At 46.0% G+C, this 22,886-nt stretch carries 24 protein-coding genes; 17 read left to right on the forward strand and 7 right to left on the reverse strand.

The window, feature by feature from the left end; all coding sequences use genetic code 11:
- The first annotated feature begins 2 nt into the window (after positions 1–2).
- Genes P2W83_RS13955 through P2W83_RS14005 form a run of 11 tightly spaced genes read left to right on the forward strand, consistent with a single transcriptional unit; the run spans position 3 to position 7,636 of the window.
- On the forward strand, positions 3–785 hold the full coding sequence (locus P2W83_RS13955; RefSeq protein WP_276134363.1) for an SDR family NAD(P)-dependent oxidoreductase: 783 nt from the start codon (positions 3–5) through the stop codon (positions 783–785).
- Positions 786–787: 2 nt separating this feature from the next.
- A complete protein-coding gene (locus P2W83_RS13960) occupies positions 788–1,204 on the forward strand; it encodes an acyl-CoA thioesterase (protein WP_276134364.1) in 417 nt (138 codons plus the stop codon).
- 1 nt (position 1,205) lies between these two features.
- Positions 1,206–2,459, forward strand: coding sequence for a CinA family nicotinamide mononucleotide deamidase-related protein (locus P2W83_RS13965; RefSeq protein WP_276134365.1), 1,254 nt, complete (start codon positions 1,206–1,208; stop codon positions 2,457–2,459).
- Entirely contained in the window at positions 2,456–2,974 is a 519-nt protein-coding gene (locus P2W83_RS13970; RefSeq protein WP_276134366.1) for a shikimate kinase, read from the forward strand. The genes P2W83_RS13965 and P2W83_RS13970 overlap by 4 nt, the downstream gene beginning before the upstream one ends.
- Positions 2,953–3,342 (forward strand): DUF423 domain-containing protein, encoded by a 390-nt coding sequence (locus P2W83_RS13975; protein ID WP_276134367.1) that lies wholly within the window; start codon positions 2,953–2,955, stop codon positions 3,340–3,342. The genes P2W83_RS13970 and P2W83_RS13975 overlap by 22 nt, the downstream gene beginning before the upstream one ends.
- Positions 3,343–3,382: 40 nt before the next feature.
- Complete coding sequence (gene kdsB / locus P2W83_RS13980) at positions 3,383–4,126, forward strand: 3-deoxy-manno-octulosonate cytidylyltransferase (RefSeq protein WP_276134368.1); 744 nt, start codon at positions 3,383–3,385, stop codon at positions 4,124–4,126.
- 54 nt (positions 4,127–4,180) lie between these two features.
- On the forward strand, positions 4,181–5,254 hold the full coding sequence (locus tag P2W83_RS13985) for an iron-containing alcohol dehydrogenase family protein (RefSeq protein WP_276134369.1): 1,074 nt from the start codon (positions 4,181–4,183) through the stop codon (positions 5,252–5,254).
- A gap of 9 nt (positions 5,255–5,263) precedes the next feature.
- Positions 5,264–6,031: a polysaccharide deacetylase family protein gene (locus P2W83_RS13990; protein WP_276134370.1), complete on the forward strand. Its 768-nt coding sequence runs from the start codon at positions 5,264–5,266 to the stop codon at positions 6,029–6,031.
- Entirely contained in the window at positions 6,018–6,659 is a 642-nt protein-coding gene (gene lolA2, locus P2W83_RS13995; protein WP_276134371.1) for a flexirubin biosynthesis/transport protein LolA2, read from the forward strand. The genes P2W83_RS13990 and lolA2 overlap by 14 nt, the downstream gene beginning before the upstream one ends.
- Positions 6,634–7,284, forward strand: coding sequence for a flexirubin biosynthesis protein LolB2 (gene lolB2 / locus P2W83_RS14000; RefSeq protein WP_276134372.1), 651 nt, complete (start codon positions 6,634–6,636; stop codon positions 7,282–7,284). Before lolA2 ends, lolB2 begins: the two co-directional genes overlap by 26 nt.
- Positions 7,271–7,636, forward strand: a complete 366-nt coding sequence (locus tag P2W83_RS14005; RefSeq protein WP_276134373.1) for an ApeI family dehydratase — start codon at positions 7,271–7,273, stop codon at positions 7,634–7,636. The genes lolB2 and P2W83_RS14005 overlap by 14 nt, the downstream gene beginning before the upstream one ends.
- 55 nt (positions 7,637–7,691) lie before the next feature.
- Here P2W83_RS14005 and P2W83_RS14010 read toward each other — a convergent pair whose 3' ends face one another.
- The 3 genes from P2W83_RS14010 to P2W83_RS14020 form a co-directional block, all read right to left on the reverse strand.
- Entirely contained in the window at positions 7,692–8,369 is a 678-nt protein-coding gene (locus P2W83_RS14010) for a hypothetical protein (protein WP_276134374.1), read from the reverse strand.
- 30 nt (positions 8,370–8,399) lie between these two features.
- Positions 8,400–9,644: a hypothetical protein gene (locus tag P2W83_RS14015; RefSeq protein ID WP_276134375.1), complete on the reverse strand. Its 1,245-nt coding sequence runs from the start codon at positions 9,642–9,644 to the stop codon at positions 8,400–8,402.
- 104 nt (positions 9,645–9,748) lie between these two features.
- Positions 9,749–10,606, reverse strand: coding sequence for a sigma-70 family RNA polymerase sigma factor (locus P2W83_RS14020; protein ID WP_276134376.1), 858 nt, complete (start codon positions 10,604–10,606; stop codon positions 9,749–9,751).
- A gap of 332 nt (positions 10,607–10,938) precedes the next feature.
- Here P2W83_RS14020 and P2W83_RS14025 point away from each other — a divergent pair, with 332 nt between their 5' ends.
- Positions 10,939–12,117 carry an acyl-CoA dehydrogenase family protein gene (locus tag P2W83_RS14025; RefSeq protein WP_276134377.1) on the forward strand — a complete coding sequence of 393 codons (1,179 nt, stop codon included), beginning with the start codon at positions 10,939–10,941 and terminating at the stop codon, positions 12,115–12,117.
- A gap of 50 nt (positions 12,118–12,167) precedes the next feature.
- On the opposite strand, the gene P2W83_RS14030 is transcribed toward P2W83_RS14025, so the two are convergent.
- Complete coding sequence (locus P2W83_RS14030) at positions 12,168–12,620, reverse strand: hypothetical protein (RefSeq protein WP_276134378.1); 453 nt, start codon at positions 12,618–12,620, stop codon at positions 12,168–12,170.
- Between the two features lie 51 nt (positions 12,621–12,671).
- Positions 12,672–14,549 (reverse strand): T9SS type A sorting domain-containing protein, encoded by a 1,878-nt coding sequence (locus P2W83_RS14035; protein ID WP_276134379.1) that lies wholly within the window; start codon positions 14,547–14,549, stop codon positions 12,672–12,674.
- Between the two features lie 144 nt (positions 14,550–14,693).
- Here P2W83_RS14035 and P2W83_RS14040 point away from each other — a divergent pair, with 144 nt between their 5' ends.
- On the forward strand, positions 14,694–15,365 hold the full coding sequence (locus P2W83_RS14040) for a hypothetical protein (RefSeq protein ID WP_276134380.1): 672 nt from the start codon (positions 14,694–14,696) through the stop codon (positions 15,363–15,365).
- A 77-nt stretch (positions 15,366–15,442) separates the two neighbouring features.
- Here the strand turns inward: P2W83_RS14040 and dnaB are convergent, their stop codons facing one another.
- Positions 15,443–17,167 (reverse strand): replicative DNA helicase, encoded by a 1,725-nt coding sequence (gene dnaB / locus P2W83_RS14045; RefSeq protein WP_276134381.1) that lies wholly within the window; start codon positions 17,165–17,167, stop codon positions 15,443–15,445.
- 429 nt (positions 17,168–17,596) lie between these two features.
- On the opposite strand from dnaB, the gene pheT reads away from it, so the two are divergent.
- The 4 genes from pheT to P2W83_RS14065 are packed head-to-tail and all read left to right on the forward strand — an operon-like array spanning position 17,597 to position 21,479.
- A complete protein-coding gene (pheT, locus tag P2W83_RS14050) occupies positions 17,597–20,005 on the forward strand; it encodes a phenylalanine--tRNA ligase subunit beta (protein ID WP_276134382.1) in 2,409 nt (802 codons plus the stop codon).
- Positions 20,005–20,280: a hypothetical protein gene (locus P2W83_RS14055; RefSeq protein WP_276134383.1), complete on the forward strand. Its 276-nt coding sequence runs from the start codon at positions 20,005–20,007 to the stop codon at positions 20,278–20,280. The genes pheT and P2W83_RS14055 overlap by 1 nt, the downstream gene beginning before the upstream one ends.
- Positions 20,273–20,782, forward strand: a complete 510-nt coding sequence (locus P2W83_RS14060; protein ID WP_276134384.1) for a DUF6452 family protein — start codon at positions 20,273–20,275, stop codon at positions 20,780–20,782. Before P2W83_RS14055 ends, P2W83_RS14060 begins: the two co-directional genes overlap by 8 nt.
- A complete protein-coding gene (locus P2W83_RS14065) occupies positions 20,763–21,479 on the forward strand; it encodes a DUF6048 family protein (RefSeq protein ID WP_276134385.1) in 717 nt (238 codons plus the stop codon). The genes P2W83_RS14060 and P2W83_RS14065 overlap by 20 nt, the downstream gene beginning before the upstream one ends.
- Here P2W83_RS14065 and P2W83_RS14070 read toward each other — a convergent pair.
- The gene (locus tag P2W83_RS14070) at positions 21,441–22,823 is read right to left on the reverse strand and encodes a DUF58 domain-containing protein (RefSeq protein WP_276134386.1); all 1,383 of its coding nucleotides are present in this window, start codon (positions 22,821–22,823) and stop codon (positions 21,441–21,443) included. The two genes, P2W83_RS14065 and P2W83_RS14070, sit on opposite strands and share 39 nt — an antisense overlap.
- Positions 22,824–22,886 lie beyond the last annotated feature (63 nt).

A 22,886-nucleotide genomic window follows, 5' to 3' on the forward strand; every position in this document is an offset into this window, starting at 1 on the left:
TTATGAGCAAAACTATTTTAGTAACTGGAGCAACATCCGGTTTTGGAAAAGCCATTGCAACACTATTCGCACAGCATGGATATAATGTCTGCATTACAGGGCGTCGCAAGGAGCGGTTGGAACAATTGAAGACTGAACTGGAAAATAATTTCGGTATAGCAGTTACAACGCTGCAGTTTGACATCAGGAACAGGCAGGAAGTAGAAGATGCAATAAGTCTGCTACAACAAAAAATAGATCGCATAGACATACTGGTAAACAACGCCGGGCTTGCCGCCGGGTTGTCGTCTATTGAAGACGGAGATGTGGACGACTGGGAAACCATGATAGATACTAACGTAAAAGGTCTTCTGTATATCACCCGCCAGGTTGCCCCCTTGATGAAAGCACAGGGCTCAGGGCATATTGTAAACATTGGCTCAACGGCAGGCAAACTTGTGTATAAGAATGGTAACGTATATTGCGCAACTAAGTTTGCTGTAGACGCCCTGACACAATCGATGCGCATAGACTTATTGCCTTATGGCATCAAGGTTACTGCCATTAATCCAGGAATGGCAGAAACAGAATTCTCGTTGGTGCGATTCAAAGGAGATGAGCAACGTGCAAAGAGTATTTACAATGACGTGCAACCATTGACTGCTAATGATATTGCCGGTGTGGTTTATTATTGCGCTACTTTACCACCGCATGTCTGCGTCAACGATCTAACACTCACCTGCCTTAACCAAGCCAACGGCATCTACACAGTAAAAGACTCAGAAAAAGCAGCTATTCAAAAATAACCATGTATTCATCGACGACACAAGTGCGCGTACGTTATGGAGAGACCGACCAGATGGGCTACCTCTATTACGGTTATTACGCGCTCTACTACGAAGTAGGTAGGGCAGAAGCGATCAGGCAACTTGGATTTACGTACAAGGAACTAGAGGATATGGGAATCGTAATGCCCGTTGTTGAACTTAATTCACAATATTTCAGGCCGGCGCTGTACGATAACCTCATAACTGTGAAAACGATACTGAAAGCGATGCCTGACGGTCCTAAGATCTGCTTTCACTCTGAACTATATAACGAGCAGGAACAGCTGTTAAACAGGGGAGTTACCACACTGGTATTCTACGATCCAAAAGAAAAGAAAAAGGTGTCAATGCCTGAGGAATTAAAGCACAGGCTAGAACCTTTTTTTACAAAAGACTAATATGGCTAACGTACAGGTAAGCATCATAACGATAGGCGACGAGTTATTGATAGGTCAAACCGTTGATACCAACTCAGTATGGATGGCGCAGCGATTAAATGACTTAGGCATTGAAGTAAAGCGCCGTGTATCTGTAGGCGATATCGCCGCAGATATCAGAACTGCGTTAGATGCAGAAATAGCTGTTTCAGACGTCGTGCTGATAACGGGCGGACTTGGTCCTACGGTCGACGATATAACAAAGCCATTGCTGTGTCAATACTTCGGAGGGAACATGATTGTGAATGAGGAAGTATTGCAACATGTGAAGAAGATATTTGAAGTCCGGAAAAAACCTTTCCTCGAACGCAACCTAAAGCAAGCTGAAGTGCCTGACAGTTGTACTGTTCTATTCAATAAATTAGGTACTGCACCTGGTATGTTGTTCGAAAGAAGCGAAAAGGCTATCATCGCGATGCCCGGTGTTCCTTTCGAAATGATGGGTATTATGGAAGATGAAGTGATCCCGTATTTGCAGCAAAACTTCATCAGCGATGCATTACTACACCGCAGCATTCTTACTGCCGGCGAAGGCGAAAGTTTCATTGCCGAGAAAATAATAGACATTGAAACCGCTTTGCCGTCTCATGTAAAACTAGCCTACCTGCCTAGCGCAGGGGTCGTAAGATTGCGCCTTACAGGCCGCGGCGCAGATAAACAACGGCTGGTGAAAGAGCTGGAGATGTACCAGGACCAGATCGCCAACAGGGTAGAAGAAATTGTTGTTTCACTGCATGACCTGCCGCTGGAACATATACTGGGCCGTACGCTGCTGGAGAACCGGAAAACAATTGGTCTTGCGGAAAGCTGCACAGGTGGATATATAGCCCATCATATCACACAGGTAATGGGCTCTGCAAATTATTTCCAGGGAAGCATTGTCTGTTATCAAAACGAGATCAAGGAAAAACTGCTGGGAGTTAAGAAAGAAACGCTTGAAGAACACGGCGCGGTGAGCGAACATACAGCGATAGAAATGGCGGTTGGTGCACGGAAAAAACTAAAAGCTGATTATGGATTGGGGGTTACTGGTTTGCTCAGCGCGGGCGGCGAAGACGACAGGGTACCGGTGGGCACAGTGTGGATCGCAGTTGCGGATGAGCAGAGAACGGTAGCAAAACAGTTCAGATTTCATTACGACAGGCCACGCAACAAGGACATGGCTACGCAAGTAGGTATGTTGATGGCTTGGAAATTTCTTCAAAAGAAAATATGAGCCTGATATTTCTCACAGGGATGCCCGGCGCGGGTAAAACCTATTGGGGCCGCAGAATTTCCGATGCACAAGGTCTACCGTTTGTGGACATGGACGAGTATATCGAGAATAGAGAAAATAGAACTATAACCGAAATTTTCGAGCTTGAAGGTGAGCGTGGTTTCAGGCAAATTGAGGCCGCTGCATTAAGAGAAATCATTACCGCAACCGGTAACGGCATCATAGCCAGCGGTGGTGGTACCGTAACTCATGACGGAAGCCTGGAAGCCATGCGTGCTGCAGGATGTATTGTTTACCTGAAGGCTGAAATAAAAACGCTTGCCAATCGATTGCAAAATGAGGCTGACAAACGGCCCTTATTAACTCAAACACCCTACTTACTACCTACACTACAGCAAATGCTAAGCGCACGAGAAGGATTTTATGAACAGGCCGACCATATTTTAGAGGTAGAAAGCCTGCAGGATACTACCTTTGCGCAAATCATCGACTCATGTATAAAACAGCGCTCGTAGCAGGCGTATTTTTTGCAGCCCTGGCCGTGGTTCTCGGCGCATTTGGCGCCCACGGATTGAAACCACTCCTTACGCCAGATCAGCTCCAAACTTTCGAAACAGGAGTTAAATACGAATTTTATCATGCGTTGGCGTTGCTTGCCACAGGAATTATATATTCTTCTTTCCCGCAAAAACTGGTAAAAACCGCCTCAACTTGTTTTATAGTAGGCATTTTGCTGTTCAGCGGCTCACTTTACGCCATGACGGCACTTAAACTGCAGGGCGATGTTGGCCTCGGCGGGTTAGGTATCTTAACACCTATTGGCGGACTTTTCTTTATAATTGGCTGGTTATTATTATTACTGGGCATTGTAAGAAAAAAATAATAGATATATTTTTACTCCTGATAACGCATAGAAAGAACGTATGAGGTCGATAGCTCTGATACCCGCGCGATTGAACGCCACCAGGTTCCCTGAAAAATTGCTGATGCCCATCAAAGGTAAAAGCGTAATTAGTCGTACTTACGAATCTGCAGTTAATACCGAACTGTTTGATGAGGTGTATGTTGTGTCGGATAGTGATCGCATCATCGAAGAGATCGATAAAATAGGTGGTAAAACTTATAAGAGCCAAAAAGAATACGAAAGCGGAACAGACCGTATCGCAGAATTGGCTGCAAATATGGATGCCGATGTTTTTGTAAACATTCAGGGTGATGAACCATTCGTTCAAAAATCCCCTTTGCAAAAACTCCTTCAGGTATTTGAAGGCGACTACGGCAAATCGACCCAGGTAGCATCGCTGGTGCAGCGCCTTAAAGATCCTGAGCTGATTGCAGATCCAAACTTCGTAAAAGTGGTGCTGGATATGCGTATGAACGCAATGTATTTTTCGCGCAGCCCTATACCTTACTGGCGCAACAAGAACTTCCCTATTTCTTATTACGAGCACATAGGTGTGTATGCTTTCAGAAAAAAAGCGCTGATGGATTTCGTGGAGTGGCCAATGACCCCGCTGGAAATTGCGGAAAAAATAGAGTGCCTGCGTTTCCTCGAGAATGGTGTGCCTATCCGCATGGTGCTGACCCAGTATATGGGTGTTGAAATAGATATGCCCGAAGATATAGCCCGTGCAGAAGCGTACCTTGAACAAATGGCGCTTCAATAGCTTTGGCGTACATTTGTCCCGCAAGAAACAAGTTTGTCTTTTAATTAGCTCGTTATGAAGTTTCGCAACTTTAAGATGGTAGATTATGTGGTGTATGGAAGGGGATGTTTTGATCAGCTGGATGAGATATTGGCGCCACGCCGTAAGAATGGCCAGCCAATGGTATTCCTGCTCGACCATTATTTCGCCAACGACCATGCCTTGAGGACACGCATCCCGCTTCGTGATAATGATGTGCTGATAGATGCGGACGTAACTACCGAACCTAAGACCTCTTATGTTGACGAACTGGCACAACGTTTAAAAGATACTTATGGCACTGTTTCAGGTATCATTGGTATTGGCGGCGGTTCTACAATAGACCTTGCCAAGGCGGTATCGATCATGATGACCAACCCCGGTAAAGCACAAGACTACCAGGGATGGGACCTCGTTAAAAATCCTGCTGTATATAAAGTTGGTGTCCCCACGTTGTCTGGTACTGGAGCTGAAGTATCGCGCACCTGCGTACTGACCGGCCCCACCAAAAAGCTGGGCATGAACTCTGACTTTACTCCATTCGACCAAATTGTACTAGATCCGGAACTGATAAAAGGCGCCCCTAAAAACCAGCGTTTTTACACAGGTATGGATTGCTATATCCACTGTATTGAATCACTGCAGGGCACTTATATCAATGCATTTAGCCGCGCTTATGGCGAGAAAGCATTGGAGCTGTGCCAGGACGTATTCCTAACAACCGACTGGACAGATGAAAGTGATGAAAAGCTGATGATGGCTTCTTATGCCGGCGGCATGAGTATCGCTTACTCACAGGTTGGTGTGGCACATGCTGTAAGTTACGGCCTGAGCTACCTGTTGGGCACCAAACACGGCATCGGGAACTGTATCGTCTTCAATCATCTCGAAGAGTTTTATCCTGAAGGTGTGCGCGAATTTCACGAAATGGTGCGCCTGAATAATATCGATATTCCTGTAGGTGTGACCAAGGGTCTCACCGACGAACAGTTCGATACGATGATCAACGTATCGTTGGGTATGGCGCCGTTGTGGGAAAACGCCTTGGGTAAAGACTGGCAACAGCAAATGACCCGCGAACGCCTGCGTGCTCTATACGAAAAGCTATAATTATTTCTATTGCGGCCTTATAAATTAACCAGCATCCTCTTTGTTATCGCGCTTGTATTGCTCGATATAGCATACCTGGGCGGGATAGTGGAATGGTGGCTGCTGCTGCTGCCGTTTGTGGCATATATCAGTCTGCTGGCACTGGGAGCTATTTTTATTGAGTGGAATTTCTACCTGAGATCGTTCAATAAAGGCAAAAAAGAAAAGCAGATAGCACTGACATTCGACGACGGTCCCGCAGAGATAACGCCAGCCATTCTCGATGTGCTAAAAGAACAAAACGTACAGGCGGCTTTTTTTACGATTGGTAAAAACGCAGCTAAATACCCTGAGCTGGTACAACGTTGGCATGAAGAGGGTCATGTGGTAGGCAACCATAGCTACCACCATGGGTTCAATTTCGATTGGCAATCGAGAAGAAAAATGGTTGCTGAAATTGAACAGACCAACCACGTTATTTTAACAACAATTGGCGTTACACCGCTACTTTTCCGACCTCCTTATGGCGTCACCAACCCCAACCTGGCTCGTGCTGTTAGCCAGACAGGTATGTATTCTATAGGGTGGAGTGTACGCTCCCTAGACACCCGCGCAAAAGAGCCTTCAAAGCTTTTAAACAAGCTGCTTAACGAGATCAAAAGTGGCGACATCATCCTTTTGCATGATTCAATGGCTATTACGCGTGAAATTTTAACGGATTTCATTGTTCAGGCTCGCAAAAAGGGCTTTACCTTTGCGCGCGTAGACCAACTTCTCGATATAGATGCGTATGCTTAAGGTTGCCGGATCAATTGCCTTATTATTCTGCTCGTTCCTGGTGTTTGCACAGCCTAAGGGTTACCAGCCAGTAAAAGATATACGTGCCTTTCAACAGTCTTTAACCAGCGTCAATGCATCACGCCAAACTATCTCCAGCGATTTTACCCAGGTAAAGAATTTATCGATGCTGGCAGAGAAGATCAAATCGAAAGGAAAGTTCTATTTCAAGAAAGAAGATAAAGTCCGCATCGAGTACACGCAGCCTTTTTCATACTTGTTGGTGATGAACGGCGGCCAACTGATGGTGAAAGACGAACAAAAGACTAGTAAGATCAACACAAAAAACAGTAAGACGATGCAATCGGTCAACCGCATTATGGTAGACTGTATGCGTGGGACAGTGTTTCAAAATGCCGATTTCAAAACTGCTGCGTACGAGAGCGGTAGCACCTACCTTTTGTCACTCACGCCTGCCAATGCTGCCATGAAGAAAATGTTCAGCCAGATTGACGTATACCTGAGCCGGAAAAATTTTGATGTGGACCGCCTAACCATGACCGAAACCGGTGGTGACTTTACCGACATGAACTTTACCAATACACAACACAATGTAGCACTGAATGAAGCGTTGTTTAAGGTTAAGTAGCATTTTCATCCTCTTTTTAGCTTCGTGCAGTTCCCCTTACAAGAAGCTGCAAACAGTTCCGGCACCCCAGGGTTCGGCATTGGCCTTTAAGCCGGTTTTCGATAAAGTACTATACCGTGGCACAGTAAATGGCGGATTCCTGTTCAAAAAATTCCACCTCAGTGGCCTGTTGTTTTTCAAAACCTTAGAAAATGGCACGGTACGTGCTATATACCAGAATGAAATGGGCTTTACCTTTTTCGATCTTGAATGGGATCACAATGATTCCTTCAAAGTAAACCAGGTAATGCCGCGGCTGGATAGACCGGCAGTTATCAAAACGTTGAGAAAGGATATAGAGCTGCTTTTGATGAAAGGACTAAAAAAAGAATCAGAAGTTGTGTTTAGAGATAGGGGTAAACTGATTTTCAGACGTCTTGATATTAGTGGAGGCTACGCATACTATGTTGAAGATAGCGGACGTTTAGTTAGGATAGAGAACGCTGGAGAGAAAAGCAAAGTAGTTACAATGAATATCGAAGGTAAAGATCAACCTTCTGGTATGCCAAAACAGGTTTTTATTGATCATCATAAAGCAAACTTCACAATACAACTGACAAAACTGGATTCTTATGCTGATGAATGATTTCTACCGCATCGAATACCTACAGAGAGACCCTAACAGCATCTCATGTAAAATTGCCTTCAATAAGCAACACGACATTTTCAAAGGCCACTTTCCCGGTCAACCGGTAGTACCGGGTGTATGCATGATGGAAATGGTGAAAGAACTGCTGGAGCAGCAAACAGACCAAAACCTCTGGCTGCGCGATGCGGGACAAGTAAAGTTTCTGCAACTGATAACACCTGATGTACAACCAACCATCAACATCAGCTGGCAACAGGAAAAGAAGGGATACACTGTAACCGCTTCTTTTAAGAATGAAACCAACGACCTCTTTAAACTTACCGGCAGCTTCGAACCTGCCAATGCATAAACGAAAAAAGCCTCTCTCTACAAGAGGCTTTTTTTATTAGATACCTGTGCGAAGGTCATTTCGTTCGCACCAAATGGTCGCCCGCCAATATATACTTACCGGGGCGCGGAAAACTGTCGCAAGTATTTTTAGTTATGTTCAGTTTTGCTTTTTTGTTATTCATTTCAATACTACACGTCTCTTCGTGCGATTCTCTGGTTTCTGTTCCTGCACCGCTGCTATAAATATTGCTGTACGTCTCAAGATCAAAATAACACGTCTGCGTTTTTAGGTCCCAAATTTGAGCACCTCCTTCCTGTGTCCAAACCCTGTTCCCTTTAAATGAGTAGCTCCAATCTACTTGTAGCAACTTCTTACCAGAAATGTTTAACCATTGAAGATTCACATGGAAGGGATCGCTAAACTCGCGGTCTATATAGCCGAACCTTTCGCCATCGAATAACGGCCAGGTTATCCAGTTGCTGGTGTCAGGCCAGGTTCCCTTATTAGATTTATCGTAGTACGCTATATACGCAGGTCCACCATACATGAAAACCATGATCTTGTTTACGGTGTCTTCCGCCAGTATATCGCTTGAGTCGGGCATTTCGGGATTGCCCCAAACCATCTGGTCTTGCCGGTTTGCCTTAAATGACGGAATGGTATCAGAAACCTTACGGTCTTCCTGCGCATTGCTTTGATAGAACAAACTGATGCCAATGATCAGCAGGAAAACTCTGAAATAAGAAGCCATAATGCTTTAAACGGCAAAGTGAATGCCATATTAATTACCCTTGGTCATTGAAGCTTTCAGCAACCTGTATTCTGCACCTATCTTATACTGCCTGAAGTATTCCCATGTCGCATAAAGTATCGTCAATGTAAACCAAATGGCTATCACCCGCATGGCCCAGATGATCTTATAGTGTATCACCGGTAGGAAGTCCGGGAACAGCTTATCCAGGCTCAGGAAGTACGGGATCGAAGCAAGTATGTATAGTTTATAATTCTTAGAGTAAACGGCATAAAAGAAGAAAAAGATCATGATAGGGTGAGCGTAACGCTCGTGCATCTGTGTATTGAAATAGAAGAAGTAAAGTGTCACCAGGCCAGACAGCAGCATCAGCATTTGCTTGTCGTCGTCGGTTATCGACACGCCAGTTCTATTGTATCGCCATACGCGGAAGAGCATGGGCAACAGCGCCAGTCCGCTCAAGGCGAAGAACAGCAACAGCCCCCATTGTTTGTAGGTCAGGAACAGGAATTTGGCAAAGTCGGGCGTATGGTAAGGATCCGCCATGGGTAATACATACCACATATTGAATGCGCCGATGGATACCTGTGGATACCTGCCTACTGGCGTTGACAGGATATACCAAAGCTCGCCACCGTTACCTGTGATAAGATAGGGCAGTACCATAGCAAACCATGTAGCTGCAAATACGCCAACCATTTTCACCCATGTCTTTACATCCCTTACACTGTACAACCATGCAAGTCCTATCACCGGTATATACACTATTGGCTGTGGTTTCATGGCCAATGCCATTGCAAACAGAAAGGAACTCCATACTGGTCTGTTGAAAGCAAATATCAAAGCCATGAATGAAAATGCCGTATAAATACTATCTACCTGCCCCCATACGTAAGAGTTGAACAGGTAAGCCAGGTTTAGCAGCAGGTACATATAGGGTATCTCGCGGTTCACAATAGTTTGCCGGAAACAGCAAAGCACCATAAGTGGCAGAAAATCAAAGAACAGCGGAAAGATCTTGAGATAATAGATGTTCTCGCGTATATAATGCTCACTACCTTGCAACAGATCATATATCCATAGGATATAGAAATACATGGGGTGGTAGTTAGCTGTAGGGTTATCGTATATATTGGTAACACCGTGACGGTGGATATAGAGTGCCCAGTCTGTCCAGTACTCAAAGTCAAACCGCATCGACAGGCGGGGAACGATCATGACCAGCAGCAGGAATAACATTCCTATCTCTATCCTGGATTTTTTGAGGTCTTGCATGTGTTAACGAAGCGCACCAAAAATAATAGAATTGGCGGGAAGCAGTAAAAGAAAAAGCCGCCAATGTTCTCACACCGGCGGCTTTCTTGTCTATACTTACGAAATTAACCTAAGTAAACTTTCAGCGCATTGCTATAGCGTGCCTTTTGCAGGCGTTTAATAGCGCGCTCTTTGATCTGGCGGATACGCTCTTTAGTAAGGTCGTATTTTTCGCCAATTTCTTCGATGGTCGGGCCATTGTCGCCTTCCAGTCCGAAATAAGCAGCCAGGATCTCAGCTTCACGAACACTCAGCGATTTCAGGATGCGACGGATCTCGTTGCGCAAAGAATCCTTCATCACGTCGTCATCAGTATCGTTAGCGCCTTCCAGCAAGTCACCCATAGCCACGTCCTCAGCTTCGTGCACAGGTGCATCAAGCGATGTGTGACGGGTATTGCTTGTGAAGATGTTAGTGATCTCAGTTTCGCTCATGTCGAGGATCTCTGCCAGTTCTTCTGTCGACGGTTCGCGCTCATTCTCCTGTTCGAAAGCGATATATGCTTTATTAGCTTTGTTGTACGTACCGATCTTGTTCTGAGGCAGACGTACCAGGCGGCCTTGCTCAGCTAAAGCCTGTAGTATCGACTGACGAATCCACCATACAGCGTACGAAATGAATTTAAAACCTTTGGTCTCATCGAAACGCTGGGCAGCTTTGATCAGGCCGAGGTTACCCTCGTTGATCAGGTCACTCAGCGACAAACCCTGGTGTTGGTATTGTTTAGCAACAGATACCACGAAACGGAGGTTGGCTTTAACCAATTTCTCCAACGCACGCTGGTCGCCCATGTGTATTTTCTGGGCAAGCGTGGTTTCCTCTTCCGGGGTGATCATTGAGATTTTGCTGATCTCCTGCAGGTATTTTTCAACGGCCTGGGAGTCACGGTTGGTGATCTGGGTGGCAATTTTAAGCTGCCTCATATAACAGTTTTAATTTTAAAAGTGTACGATCAATACTATAAGACAATAGAATTGAAAAAAAAGTTTGTTTTATTAATCCAATTCCCTTAAAACTATATACGCACAAAAGGCGTTCCAGTTTTTGGCAGATTTTTTATATAAATCCTCCCTAATCGTCACTTTAACGTGAAAGCCTCATGCATATTGTGTCGCAATCGTTATGGATATATTCTATATCCCGATAGGCATTAGCCCTTGTGCAAAGTTTTCAGTTGAAAGCGCCGCAAAGTTACTGCACCTATGTCAAAAATGCTACCTTTGCGCCACAAATATTCCACAATTTTAACATTTCTATGCAAAAAGACCTGTACCAACATCCCGACTACTTCCTGGTAGATGAACTTTTGACAGACGAGCATAAGCTGATACGCGATTCTGTTCGCGCCTATGTTAAGAAGGAGATATCTCCCATTATTGAAGATTATGCCCAAAAAGCAGAATTCCCCAGCCAGATCATCAAAGGCATGGGCGAACTGGGCTGCTTCGGCCCCTTCGTTCCGCAGGAATATGGCGGCGCCGGGCTGGACTATATATCTTATGGTATCATGATGCAGGAGTTGGAACGTGGAGATTCGGGTGTAAGGTCTACGGCTTCTGTACAGGGTTCATTGGTCATGTTCCCCATTTATAAATTCGGTAGCGAAGAGCAAAAGAAGAAATACCTGCCAAAACTCGCTACAGGCGAGTGGATGGGTTGCTTCGGTTTAACAGAGCCTAACCACGGTTCTGACCCATCAAGCATGCTGACCAACTTTAAAGATGCAGGCGACCATGTGATCCTGAACGGTTCAAAAATGTGGATCTCTAACGCACCTTTTGCACAGGTGGCTATCGTATGGGCAAAGGACGAAGCAGGTGAAATTCATGGCCTTATAGTAGAGCGCGGCATGGAAGGCTTCTCAACTCCGGAAACTCATGGCAAATGGTCGCTGCGTGCTTCTGCAACCGGTGAGCTGGTATTTGACAACGTAAAAGTTCCGAAAGAAAACATCCTACCGGGTGTTAAAGGACTGAAAGGACCTTTGAGCTGCCTGTCGAGCGCCCGCTATGGCATCGCATGGGGCGCTTTGGGTTGCGCTATGGATTGCTACGATACTGCACTGCGTTATTCTAAACAGCGCGTTCAGTTTGGCAAACCTATCGCTGCTTTCCAGCTTACGCAGAAGAAACTGGCCGAAATGATCACCGAGATAACTAAGACTCAATTACTTAACTGGCGCCTCGGCGTTCTGCGCGACGAGGACCGTGCTACACCTGCCCAGATATCTATGGCTAAACGTAACAGTGTTGATATCGCCCTGAAAGTATCGCGCGAAGCCCGCCAGATACTGGGTGGAATGGGTATCACAGGCGAGTTCAGCATCATGCGCCACATGATGAACCTGGAATCGGTTGTTACCTATGAGGGTACGCACGACATTCACCTGCTTATAACGGGTATGGATGTGACTGGAATCAATGCTTTTAAATAATCGATCCTTATTTCGATAAGAAAAGCCGGCTAACTGCCGGCTTTTTCGTTTTAAGCTATTCTTTCAGCAATCTTCCTGCTGGCCTGCCATGCCTCCATATTCTCCTTCTCATTGATAGACACCGCAACTTCTATCTTCCAGTTGTCGTGTTTATCCAGCCGCAGTATGTAGTTATAATCGCAGTCGTAAACTGGCTTTTTGTTCTTGTCAAAATATTGCCAATTCAACTTCACTTTGATGATGCGGTCACTCCAGGCTCTTTTACCCCAGATGTCAGGCCGGGCATAAGTAATACCAAACTGTTTGTAAAACATGGTGCCCTGGTTAAAGAGTCCTTCCAGCTTACTTGCTTCCGTAAATACTTGAGCAGAATCGTCGGCCAGGAAAGTGCAGGGAAGAGAGTAATGTTGCGCCATTGCCTTGGTATCGAAGTTCTCGAGCGCCTGTGCATATGATTCAAAAAAACTGTTCACGCGATTCATTGCCTGTACCTGTATACTCATCTCGTCTGAATTTGGGCGACAAAACTACGGCATCGATAGCAATGCAGAAAATTAGTGCAGAATGATAAATTTAACTCCCTGAACCTCACCATCGGCACGGGCTCTGAGAATGTATTCACCAGGTGCAAGATGACTATGTAGGGTGATCCTGGTGTCAATAAGCTTACCGTTCGACTGTATCTTATCTTTATACAACACAACGCCACTGCCGCCATGGTAAATGGCGATTTCGACCACCTGCGGTTTCTTCACTCGACCTACAAGATCAAATACACCATTATTGGGATTGGGAATTACATCAAACAAGGTATAGTCGGTCAGATACCATACGCCGACTTCTGTCGATGTATCAGATGAACAGCCTGCAAAATTGCCTGTTACCGTATACACGCCTTTGTTTCGCTCGGTGACTGATGGTATGGTTGGATTTTGTTCATTGGAACTAAAACCATTCGGTCCTTTCCAATGAAAGCTGGTACCGGCAATAGAGCTATTGGCCGTCAATTGCACTGGTTTTTGAACAGTCACCATGAATTCTTTATCGGTTGTGACGACTGGTGTTGGCTTTATAATAACCGCGACGCTATCTGTCCTGGAACAACCGTCAATATCCGATCTCAATATGTATTTTCCCTCTGCGGTCTTTGTAACATTAGGTATCATCGGGAACGATGGCCCAAAACTTTCGCCATTGGGACCAGTGAACTGATACGTTACAACACCGGGTTGAATTATTTGTACCGTGTTTATGAGTAAGGTATCTCCTTCACACACCGGACTATTAGCATTTAGCACCGTGGGATAAGGATAAGGCTTTACACGCAGATCAATGCTGTCTACTCCGTTGCAGCCATTCCTAACTGTGTGTATATAGTATGTTCCCGAGGAAGAAGTTTTTGCATTCGGTATTGTGAGCGCCGAATCGCTTACCTGGAATCCATTGGGACCTTTCCATGCGTAGACAATATTGCCGGTGTCAGTAGCTTTTGCCTGCAATTCACCACCTTCGCAAAGCGGACTATTGGTAGTAATACTCAGCTTCGGAGCAGGTATCACATCTAGCCACACACTATCGACTTTGCCAGAATAACAGCCTGCCTCTACACTGCGTACTTTATACCAGCCTTCGCCCGAAGCAGCGACCTTTGCTATGTAGGGGTCTTTCGATCCGTCTGCAAAGCCATGCGGACCGCTCCACTCAAAGCCCGGTGCCAATGGTGTGCTTGTAGCGTTTAGCTGCACAGTCTCGCCTTCGCATACCACGGTTGGGGTGGCGGAAGCTGTCGGATTGGGTGGCAATGGTTGAACCCACACGATAGTTTGAGTAACCGGCGAAGGACATTTTGAAGATTTGCTATAGCGAACAATATTGTACGTTCCTGAGTATGCAATGGGAGCATCGTTGACACTCAGCGCACTTGCCTGCGCCGGGGCAGACAGGATACCGCCACTCCACACGATGCTGTCTGTTTGACTCGAACCAGCATTGGTCACTTTTACAAGTAAAGTATCATGTTCGCAAACCGGCGAATTATTACTTACTATCGGGGCGTTCGGGACATATTCGATCCTAATATCACTGCCGTTATCAGGCGAAATTATCATCGGTAAAGTACTTATCAGCCGCATGCGGTACCCTTTACCAACAACTAACCCGATAGGGAAAGTAACAGTTATATTGTCCGAAGTTTTTGCAGTAACGGATCCAATATCGATAGGTGCGACAAAATTTCCTGTTACATCCGAAAGCTGGGCGGTGAATACATTTCCGTTTTGGAAAGTTCCTGTTGTGGTAAAACCTAATGTTACCGTTTTGCCATGACAAACAACAGTATCGCTGAAGGGCTGGTTGAAATAGACGAACTGTGCCTGGGCCCTCGGCAGACAGACATTGAAAATCAATACAATTATGGCAACCAGCCGAAACATGAGGTAGTTTCCTTAAAGTTAATGATTAAAGATTGATATTAAAATAGCTTGTTGTGCGAAGAAAAGAACACAATATTAACGCGTTGCCTTACGTTTTTTCTTAAATTACTGTCTAATTGATTGAGGTTACATAAAACTGCACTTATGAAACACATCCTTTTCGCAACCACAATGCTCCTCGCGATCGGGGCACAGGCACAAAAATTAGAGGTTGGCGGCAATTTCGGCATAGCCAACACTATTGACCGAAATGCAGGTGGTACTCAGTTATATTATTCTTTAAAAGGAATATACAACGTCTGTAACGGTTTGCAGGTGGGCATCAGTGGCAATCTCACACATCTTCCTTTTGAGGCTGTGATAACCAGTGAAATATATAGTGGCTCTATCCCACCGATAACACCGGTGTTCGATATCGCTTACATCCCCGGCACTGAGTTGGTACACAACGTGAAGGCATTTGCCAATGTAAAACGTGATGTTGGTTTCGGTGCGCTGACGGTTTACTCAGGTCTGTCAGCTGGTATCATGAGCACGATGCCGACCGACAAGCCCAGAAGCAACCTGGCCAATGGCTATACGCTGGGTGCGCAGGCCGGTGCTACCTACAACGTCACCAAACGGTTTGGGGTGAACGCAGAACTGGCGGCAGACTATATAAATATGAAAGCAAATGGCAGTGACTTTGGTCGAGAGGCAGGCAAGAACAACCTGACCACCATCAATATGCCCCTTACCATTGGTTTCAGGTATAAGCTGTCTTGTCCTTGCCCTAAGAGCTGCCCCTTGAGTAGAGACAACAAAGACTCAAAATAACTAGCCACAAAATATCATCAACAAGAAAAGCCACCTTGCGGTGGCTTTTAGTTTTGGGTCTCGTAAGTAAGAGTATCTTAAAACGGTGCATCCTCGTCCATCTGGCCCGGATTGGGCTTTTGCTTGAATGGAGCAGGCATATCATCGTCGTCAAAATTGTAATCGTTGGCCTTTGACGGCATTGTCTGGAAGCCGCCCGGTATGAACATCTTGCTACCGCCGAAATCGCTCGTATCAGGTTGCCTGCCACGTATACCTGCTGCAGGATTTTCGTTTTGGGGTTTGAAGCCGCCACCACCGCCACCTGAAGCACGGTCGAAGCTGCTGTTTCCGCCACCGCCGCCAGCAAAAGGACCAAATCCGCCACCGCCGCCGAAGCTGCCGAAATCATCATCCGGCAGGTCAACAAACTTCTGGTATTCTTTTATAAAACGCACCTTCACCGTATCGGTACTACCACTACGGTTTTTGGCTATGTGCACGTGTGTTTCACCCTCTATAGGCTGGCCCATTTCATCATTGTTGATGCCATAATACTCAGGGCGGTATAGGAACATAACCATATCCGCATCCTGCTCTATCGCTCCCGATTCCCTAAGGTCACTCAGTTGAGGTACTTTCGACTCCTTACGGCTCTCAACCGAACGGTTCAACTGAGATAGTGCGATAATAGGTATTTCCAGCTCTTTAGCTAGCGATTTAAGATCGCGTGAGATCTTTGATATCTCCTGCTCTCGGTTACCACCACCATTAATACTAGCCTGCATCAACTGCAGGTAGTCAATGATGATCATCTTGATGTCGTACTTCTGCTTCAGCCTGCGTGCTTTGGCCCTAAGCTCAAATATATTCAGTGCAGCTTGATCGTCGAGGAAAATTGGGGCGCTGGCCAGCTTATTCATACGTTGGGTCATCTGCACAAACTCATGCTCCTGCATACGGCCTTTAGTGATGGCATCCATGCCTATCTCCGTCTGGCAGGCCAGCATACGCTTTACAAGCTCTCCCGCGCCCATCTCAAGCGAGAAGAAGGCTACCGGGAAAGGTTTATCAGAGTTCATAGCCGCATTCATTGCCAGGTTAAGACAGAACGCCGTTTTACCAACCGCAGGACGGGCAGCCACGATGATGAGCGCATTCTTTTGCCAGCCCGAGGTAACCCTGTCAAGGTGGGTATAGCCTGTCGGTACGCCAGTTACGCTCTCTTTCTTATTCTTGGCTTCCTCTATCTCCTGTACCGTATTCACCAACACCTCTTTCAGGCTTTTAAAGTTCTTACGTAGGTGTTTATCAGTTATTTCGTACAGGTTCGATTCTGCTTTGTCCAGCAGGTCAAACACATCTGTGCTATCCTCATAGGCATCGCTGATCACGCTGCCCGATATGCGGATAAGCTCGCGCTGGATGAATTTCTCCATCACGATACGGGCGTGCGCTTCTACGTGCGCGCTCGATACCACGCTCATTGTGAGGCGGGTAAGATAATAAGCGCCACCAACGATCTCCAATTCACTGCTGCGGCGAAGCTCTTCGGTTACCGTCAGCAAATCGACAGGCATACCCTTGTCGAATAGCCGTCGTATCGATGCATAAATCTTTTGGTGGGCATCTACATAAAAACAGTCCTCGCTCTGAATGATCTCTAATACTTCTGCTAGTTTATCCTTCTCCAACATCACCGCACCCAATACCGCTTCTTCCAGTTCGGGGGCCTGTGGAGGCACTTTACCGTAAACCAGTGAAGTGATATCGGGTTTTCGGCTGCGGGTGTTGCCGAAATCCTTCTTAATATTTACTGCCATTGATGGTTAGTACGTTATACTGTTGTTTTCGCTCTGTTGTTTTCGTTAACCCTCATTTTCTCCCGGCTTTTAGTACAGTCCTATCTGTGTGACGCATGAAACATTTCGAAAATGTTAAGCGGCGATTACCGGGGTGTTAAGAACGGGGGTTGATGTCTAAAGTAGATGGAAAAATGAATGCTCGAAACTTTTGATGAGGTTAAACTTTTAAGCCGTGGCCGCACAGGTTCTTCACATGTTTTTCCACTCCAAAGTTCTAAAAACCAAGTGATATCCACATTCTTATTTATCCACACACAGGTTATGCACATATATTGCACAAAAAAATGTGGATAAAACCCCGTTGACGCGATTTTTTTTAAAGGATGCCGTTTGTTATCATGAACGGATTTCAAAGGCTATCTTTACGGCAAATTTTCTCAAAAACAGATGGTTATTTCTTATCAATGGTTGCTCAGCTACCTGCCCAAACCCCTTCCGGCAGGCGAATTGGGCGCTATTTTGACATCAATAGGACTGGAAGTAGAAGCGATCGAACCCGTTGAAGCAGTGAAAGGAAGCCTTGCAGGACTGGTAATAGGTGAAGTATTGACGGCTGAAAAACACCCTAATGCAGACAAACTTAAAGTAACAACTGTAAATATAGGCGGCGAAACTCCGCTGAAAATAGTGTGCGGCGCACCAAACGTAGCTGCAGGGCAGCGGGTTATCGTAGCTCCGATCGGCACTACGGTTCACCCGACAGAAGGTGAGTCTTTCCTGATAAAAAAGGCGAAAATACGTGGCGAAGAGAGCGAAGGCATGATCTGCGCCGACGACGAGATAGGCCTGGGCATGGACCACGCTGGTATCAAAATATTGCCGGAAGACGCGCCTATAGGCACTTTGGCTGCTACTTATTTCAATATTTCTGAGCCAGATCACGCGATTCATATCGGCCTCACAGCCAATCGATCTGATGCCATGAGCCACATCGGCGTAGCCGGCGATGTATGTGCGTATCTGTCGCATCACGCTGGCAGCAGGCATTCTGTGCAATTGCCTGAAATTAAGCTACCTGCAAAGAGTGATAATCTTGACATCAACGTTACAATAGAAGCACTAGAAGCTTGTCCACGTTATATGGGACTGTCGCTCACCAATGTGAAAGTTGGACAGTCCCCAGAATGGCTCCAGCAGCGTCTGAAGACCATTGGCGTGCGCTCGATCAATAACGTTGTGGACATTACGAATTTCGTTTTGCACGAATATGGGCAACCTCTACATGCATTTGATGCAGCTGCTGTAAAAGGCAACAAAGTAATAGTGAAGTTCATGCCCGAAGGCAGCAAGTTCACGACGCTTGATGAAAAAGAACGTACGCTGCAGGGCAATGACCTGATGATCTGCAACGAATCTGAAGGCATGTGTATAGCAGGTGTGTTCGGTGGTTTGCACAGCGGTGTAACTGATAACACTACCAGCATATTCCTTGAAAGTGCCTATTTCGACGCTAAACATATTCGCCGCACTTCGATGCACCACGGCCTGCGTACCGATGCAGCTACGCATTTTGAGAAAGGAGTGGACATCAACAATGTAGAACCCGCTTTAAAGCGTGCTGCCGCTTTAATGGTAGAAATATGTGGCGCTAAGATCGCTTCAGAGGTTGTTGATGTTTACGTCAATAAAATACAACCAGTAACTGTTGATGTCACTTACGAATACATTAACAAGTTGAGTGGCAAAGAATACAGCGCAGCTACGGTAAAGAACATTCTGACGGAGCTTGGTTTCACCATGCAGAACGAAGCCGAAAAAGGCTTCACCGTGCAAGTGCCAACCAACAAAACAGATGTAACACAACAGGCTGACGTTGTAGAAGAGATCCTTCGAATTGATGGCCTGGACAATGTGCAGATACCCGATAGACTGAGCATGTCACTGGCACGCCCGATGGCCAACGATCGCCGTGACCGCGAAAAGATAGCTAACATGCTCTCAGCTTCAGGTTTCAATGAGATCGTGACGAACTCTATAGTCAACAGCAAATTCTATCCAGAGCGCGAAGACCTGGTTCGCATGCTCAATAGTCTTAGTAGCGAATTGGATGTGATGCGTCCATCGATGTTGGAAAGCGGACTGGAAGTGCTGCAATACAACTACAACCGCAAAAACCAGGACCTTGCTTTATACGAGTTCGGAACCGTATACAGGCAGGAAAATGGCAAATACATTGAAGACGCGCAGCTGGCTTTGTGGGTAACAGGCAACATGCAGCAGGCTGCATGGAATGCAAAACCTGCAAGGGCCGACATGTTCTATGTTAAAGGTGTGATCGATAAAATGGCAGCTCTGAGCGGAGTAAACAATTTGTCTTTGCATTACACCGAAGGCGCTGATACACGTGTAGAATGGAAATATAAAAACCAGGTAGTTGCAACAGCAACACAGGTTCCTGCCAAAAAGCTGGACAACTTTGACATCAAGCAAGACGTATACTTTATAGTTGTCAACTGGGCGCAATGGCTGAAAGCTGCTGCCAGCAGCAAGATAAAATACCAGGAAGTTCCTAAGTTCCCGGTAGTACAGCGCGACCTGGCCATAGTACTGGATAAAGCTGTGAGTTACCAGCAGGTACAGCAGGTTACAGAACAACTAAAGCTGCAAGGTCTGCTACAGTTCGGCCTGTTCGACGTATTTGAAAGTGAAAAGCTGGGCGCCGGTAAGAAATCTTACGCACTCAGTTATACCTTCCAGCTGCAAGACCGTACTTTGACAGATACTGAGATAGAACAGTTGATGCAGCAGCTGACCAATGCGTATAAAACTAAACTGCAGGCCCAAATTCGCGAGTAATGCAGGAACTACAACTATTGAACGATAAGCTGGATGCACTTTTAAAGAAATATGCAGCTCTGCAGGCAGAAAACGAACGCCTGAGGGAAACTATAGCCCAGCAAATCAGTTCTATAGAATCACTGAACTCTAACCTTTCAGTTCTGGAACAGTCTGTAATGGCTGCTACTATCAGCAGCAGTACTGCCAACGATAAGGAGAAAGAGGCTATGCGCAAGCAACTGGACAACGTGATACTGGAAATAGATAAAATACTTACCAGCCTGAATGATTAAGCCCGGACAAATTTTATTGCTGATACTGATACTATCGGTTGTTTTCGTGGCGTGCGAGCAGGAGCGTGATCCATGTTTGCAGCCGCGCACTGTATCGACGCGCATCCTATTCCAAAAAGCCTTGGAATCAGACACCGGCGTCATCGTAAGCGATTCTGCTTTGCCGAATGCCATTGTCGGCGTGCCAGATTCTCCGGGGAGGTTGATAATTGGTCAGACTGGGAAAAGGCTGACATTATTACCCATAGTGCTTTCTCCTCATGCCGACAGTACCAGGATCTATATAATTCCTGATTCTGCAAAGACAGGACCATTCGATGTTGATACGGTAACGTTCTACTACCAAAGGCGCCTGGCTTTCATCTCCACAGCCTGTGGTTATACGTATCACTATTTCCTTAACGGTTTACGAACAACGAACAACAATATTGACTCGGCCATCATTACAACGCCCGACGTAAACGACAACGTAAATATCAGGCATGTTAAGATCTATTATTAGCATATTGCTTTTGCTATTATCGTTTGTGGCAACTGCGCAAGACGATGACGACAGCACCGACCAGGTGAGGGTTACCGACTCTTTCAGCCAGGTGCGGTTCGGCGTCGATATCGCTAAGCCTATCATGTACTCGTTTTCCGGTGACCGTAAGAGTATTGAATTGGAGGCAGACTATTTCTGGAAAAAAGAAATGTACTTTGCTGCAGACGGAGGATGGGGCACTTCCAGGTGGAGTGATACCTCGCTTAGCGTATCGTCCAGCAATGTCTTTTTAAAGGCAGGCATTAACAAGAGCATGTTGAGCAGGGTGCTTCCCAACGACTTCGATATGGCGTTTATTGGCTTTCGCTATGGCATCGCCTTTATCGATAGGGGAGATGCTTTATATCGTACACGCGACGCCTTCTGGGGAGAAACTATAGGCACGATTCCCGGCAAGAACATGACAGCACATTGGTTTGAGGCAGTAGCAGGAACAAAACTGGAGATCTTCAATGGCATCTTCGCAGGCTGGACCGCTCGTGCCAAATTCCTGCTCAATAAAACAGCATTTAGAACATTACCCCCGTCGTACGTCTCGGGCTATGGAGCGGGAGATAAGAATACAATATTCGACTTCAACTTTTACATCAGCTATGCTATGCGCTGGCGTCGCGGTCTAAAGAGTCCCGCTATTAACGTTGCTCCTGCGGAGTAACTCTTCAATGGCTTTCTCACGTTTCTGTATTTGCAACCGGATAGGCGAGAACACCCATCTGCCGCGTAGTTTATTCAACCTGTCTTTCGGTGGCAGGAAGATCAATCTCTTTATCCAGTTCCAGGCAACGAAATGACGGAATACTTTTGACAGTTTAACAAAATAGACCACAGTTCCGGCATCGCATTGCTCCAGTGTATTGGCGAGCTCATCGGGGTCTGTCAAGGAAGAGATAACCAAAACAGTGCCTTGTTTTGCATTGAAGTATTGAAGCACCGACTTATCCGCATGCCAGTTACTGTTGCTGATGATGCGCGCTGCACGCTCATCGCGCGATAAGTGTTCCGGTACATTGAACGACTGATCCGGTACATATTTCAACTCCCATTCTTTTTTAGCGAGTGTGTCATACACTGTCCACACACAATTCTTGTAGTAGTTCAGCATTTCCCTGAAATACCCTTCATTCAGCCACTGCGTTTTTACAGATGCATGAAACGACGCATAGAAATAAAGGTGCGACGCATACGGCTCGAACATCTCGGGTATGCGCACCACCAGCTCCCTATTTTTGGCATATACTTTCCACACTATCCTCCGCACATCGTCGCCACTTTCAAAATCTTTATAGTTCAGGTATTCGCCTTCCACTCGTCGTAGCTGGTCTATGCGCACATCAAGCGTTTCTGTCTTTCTGGGAAATACATCGCGATCGTCGTCTTGGGCCAATACCGGTGGTTGATAAAAATGCCCGCTCACGGGCTGTGCCACAGCCAGCGAAAAAATGTGCAGCATGTCTTCAAAGTAGATAAAACCGCCCTTCAATTGATATTCCTTAACATCAGGCAAAGCCATTCTGCTACGACCTGTAATTGCAGCACGCCAGATGGTGTTCTCTTTTCGCTTGTTAGAAAGCAGGCTGAATTTATCTGTAAGCTGCCTGCCGTCATAGAACAACCTTCCTTTTATAAAACCCAATATCGGCCGATGTACTCCCTGCAGCAGTGCGTTCAGGTACAGTTTATTCTTCTTGCCATTCTTTGTCTCGGTGGTGAAATCTACTTGTAACTGGTAGTGTTTATGCCGCTTCAACCACACGTAATGCAGCCAGCTGGCTATTGTACTCAGAATGGACACACCCACCAACACCACAATGAACCAAAAAGCCATTTTTCCCATCAGGATGATAAAAGGCCGGAAGGGAGCAGGATCTTCTTTAGGGGTAGGTTGGTATAACAGTTTATAGGCAGCAAAAGCAGCCACCAGGCAAAGCAGCGTATTGAAGGTGAAGGGAACATATTGCAGCCCGTACCTGATGCGCCATCTGATCTCTTTCCAGTTCATCGATCGTTTTAAAAACAATTGAATATAGCCAGTAAATACGAAAAACAGTTGTTAAAAGAACAG

Source organism: Polluticoccus soli, assembly GCF_029269745.1.
GTDB classification, from domain to species: Bacteria; Bacteroidota; Bacteroidia; order Chitinophagales; family Chitinophagaceae; genus Polluticoccus; species Polluticoccus soli.

Bases quoted from the DNA above. Each gene is read 5' to 3' on its own strand.
- P2W83_RS14035 (WP_276134379.1), bottom strand. From the start codon at position 14,549: ATGTTTCGGCTGGTTGCCATAATTGTATTGATTTTCAATGTCTGTCTG.
- P2W83_RS14020 (WP_276134376.1), bottom strand. From the start codon at position 10,606: ATGAGGCAGCTTAAAATTGCCACCCAGATCACCAACCGTGACTCCCAG.
- P2W83_RS14025 (WP_276134377.1), top strand. From the start codon at position 10,939: ATGCAAAAAGACCTGTACCAACATCCCGACTACTTCCTGGTAGATGAA.
- P2W83_RS13960 (WP_276134364.1), top strand. From the start codon at position 788: ATGTATTCATCGACGACACAAGTGCGCGTACGTTATGGAGAGACCGAC.
- P2W83_RS14055 (WP_276134383.1), top strand. From the start codon at position 20,005: ATGCAGGAACTACAACTATTGAACGATAAGCTGGATGCACTTTTAAAG.
- P2W83_RS14070 (WP_276134386.1), bottom strand. From the start codon at position 22,823: ATGAACTGGAAAGAGATCAGATGGCGCATCAGGTACGGGCTGCAATAT.
- P2W83_RS13955 (WP_276134363.1), top strand. From the start codon at position 3: ATGAGCAAAACTATTTTAGTAACTGGAGCAACATCCGGTTTTGGAAAA.
- P2W83_RS14065 (WP_276134385.1), top strand. From the start codon at position 20,763: ATGTTAAGATCTATTATTAGCATATTGCTTTTGCTATTATCGTTTGTG.
- P2W83_RS14040 (WP_276134380.1), top strand. From the start codon at position 14,694: ATGAAACACATCCTTTTCGCAACCACAATGCTCCTCGCGATCGGGGCA.
- P2W83_RS13970 (WP_276134366.1), top strand. From the start codon at position 2,456: ATGAGCCTGATATTTCTCACAGGGATGCCCGGCGCGGGTAAAACCTAT.
- P2W83_RS13965 (WP_276134365.1), top strand. From the start codon at position 1,206: ATGGCTAACGTACAGGTAAGCATCATAACGATAGGCGACGAGTTATTG.
- P2W83_RS13985 (WP_276134369.1), top strand. From the start codon at position 4,181: ATGAAGTTTCGCAACTTTAAGATGGTAGATTATGTGGTGTATGGAAGG.
- P2W83_RS14015 (WP_276134375.1), bottom strand. From the start codon at position 9,644: ATGCAAGACCTCAAAAAATCCAGGATAGAGATAGGAATGTTATTCCTG.
- P2W83_RS14010 (WP_276134374.1), bottom strand. From the start codon at position 8,369: ATGGCTTCTTATTTCAGAGTTTTCCTGCTGATCATTGGCATCAGTTTG.
- dnaB (WP_276134381.1), bottom strand. From the start codon at position 17,167: ATGGCAGTAAATATTAAGAAGGATTTCGGCAACACCCGCAGCCGAAAA.
- P2W83_RS14060 (WP_276134384.1), top strand. From the start codon at position 20,273: ATGATTAAGCCCGGACAAATTTTATTGCTGATACTGATACTATCGGTT.
- P2W83_RS14030 (WP_276134378.1), bottom strand. From the start codon at position 12,620: ATGAGTATACAGGTACAGGCAATGAATCGCGTGAACAGTTTTTTTGAA.
- lolB2 (WP_276134372.1), top strand. From the start codon at position 6,634: ATGAAGCGTTGTTTAAGGTTAAGTAGCATTTTCATCCTCTTTTTAGCT.
- P2W83_RS14005 (WP_276134373.1), top strand. From the start codon at position 7,271: ATGCTGATGAATGATTTCTACCGCATCGAATACCTACAGAGAGACCCT.
- P2W83_RS13975 (WP_276134367.1), top strand. From the start codon at position 2,953: ATGTATAAAACAGCGCTCGTAGCAGGCGTATTTTTTGCAGCCCTGGCC.
- pheT (WP_276134382.1), top strand. From the start codon at position 17,597: ATGGTTATTTCTTATCAATGGTTGCTCAGCTACCTGCCCAAACCCCTT.
- kdsB (WP_276134368.1), top strand. From the start codon at position 3,383: ATGAGGTCGATAGCTCTGATACCCGCGCGATTGAACGCCACCAGGTTC.
- lolA2 (WP_276134371.1), top strand. From the start codon at position 6,018: ATGCGTATGCTTAAGGTTGCCGGATCAATTGCCTTATTATTCTGCTCG.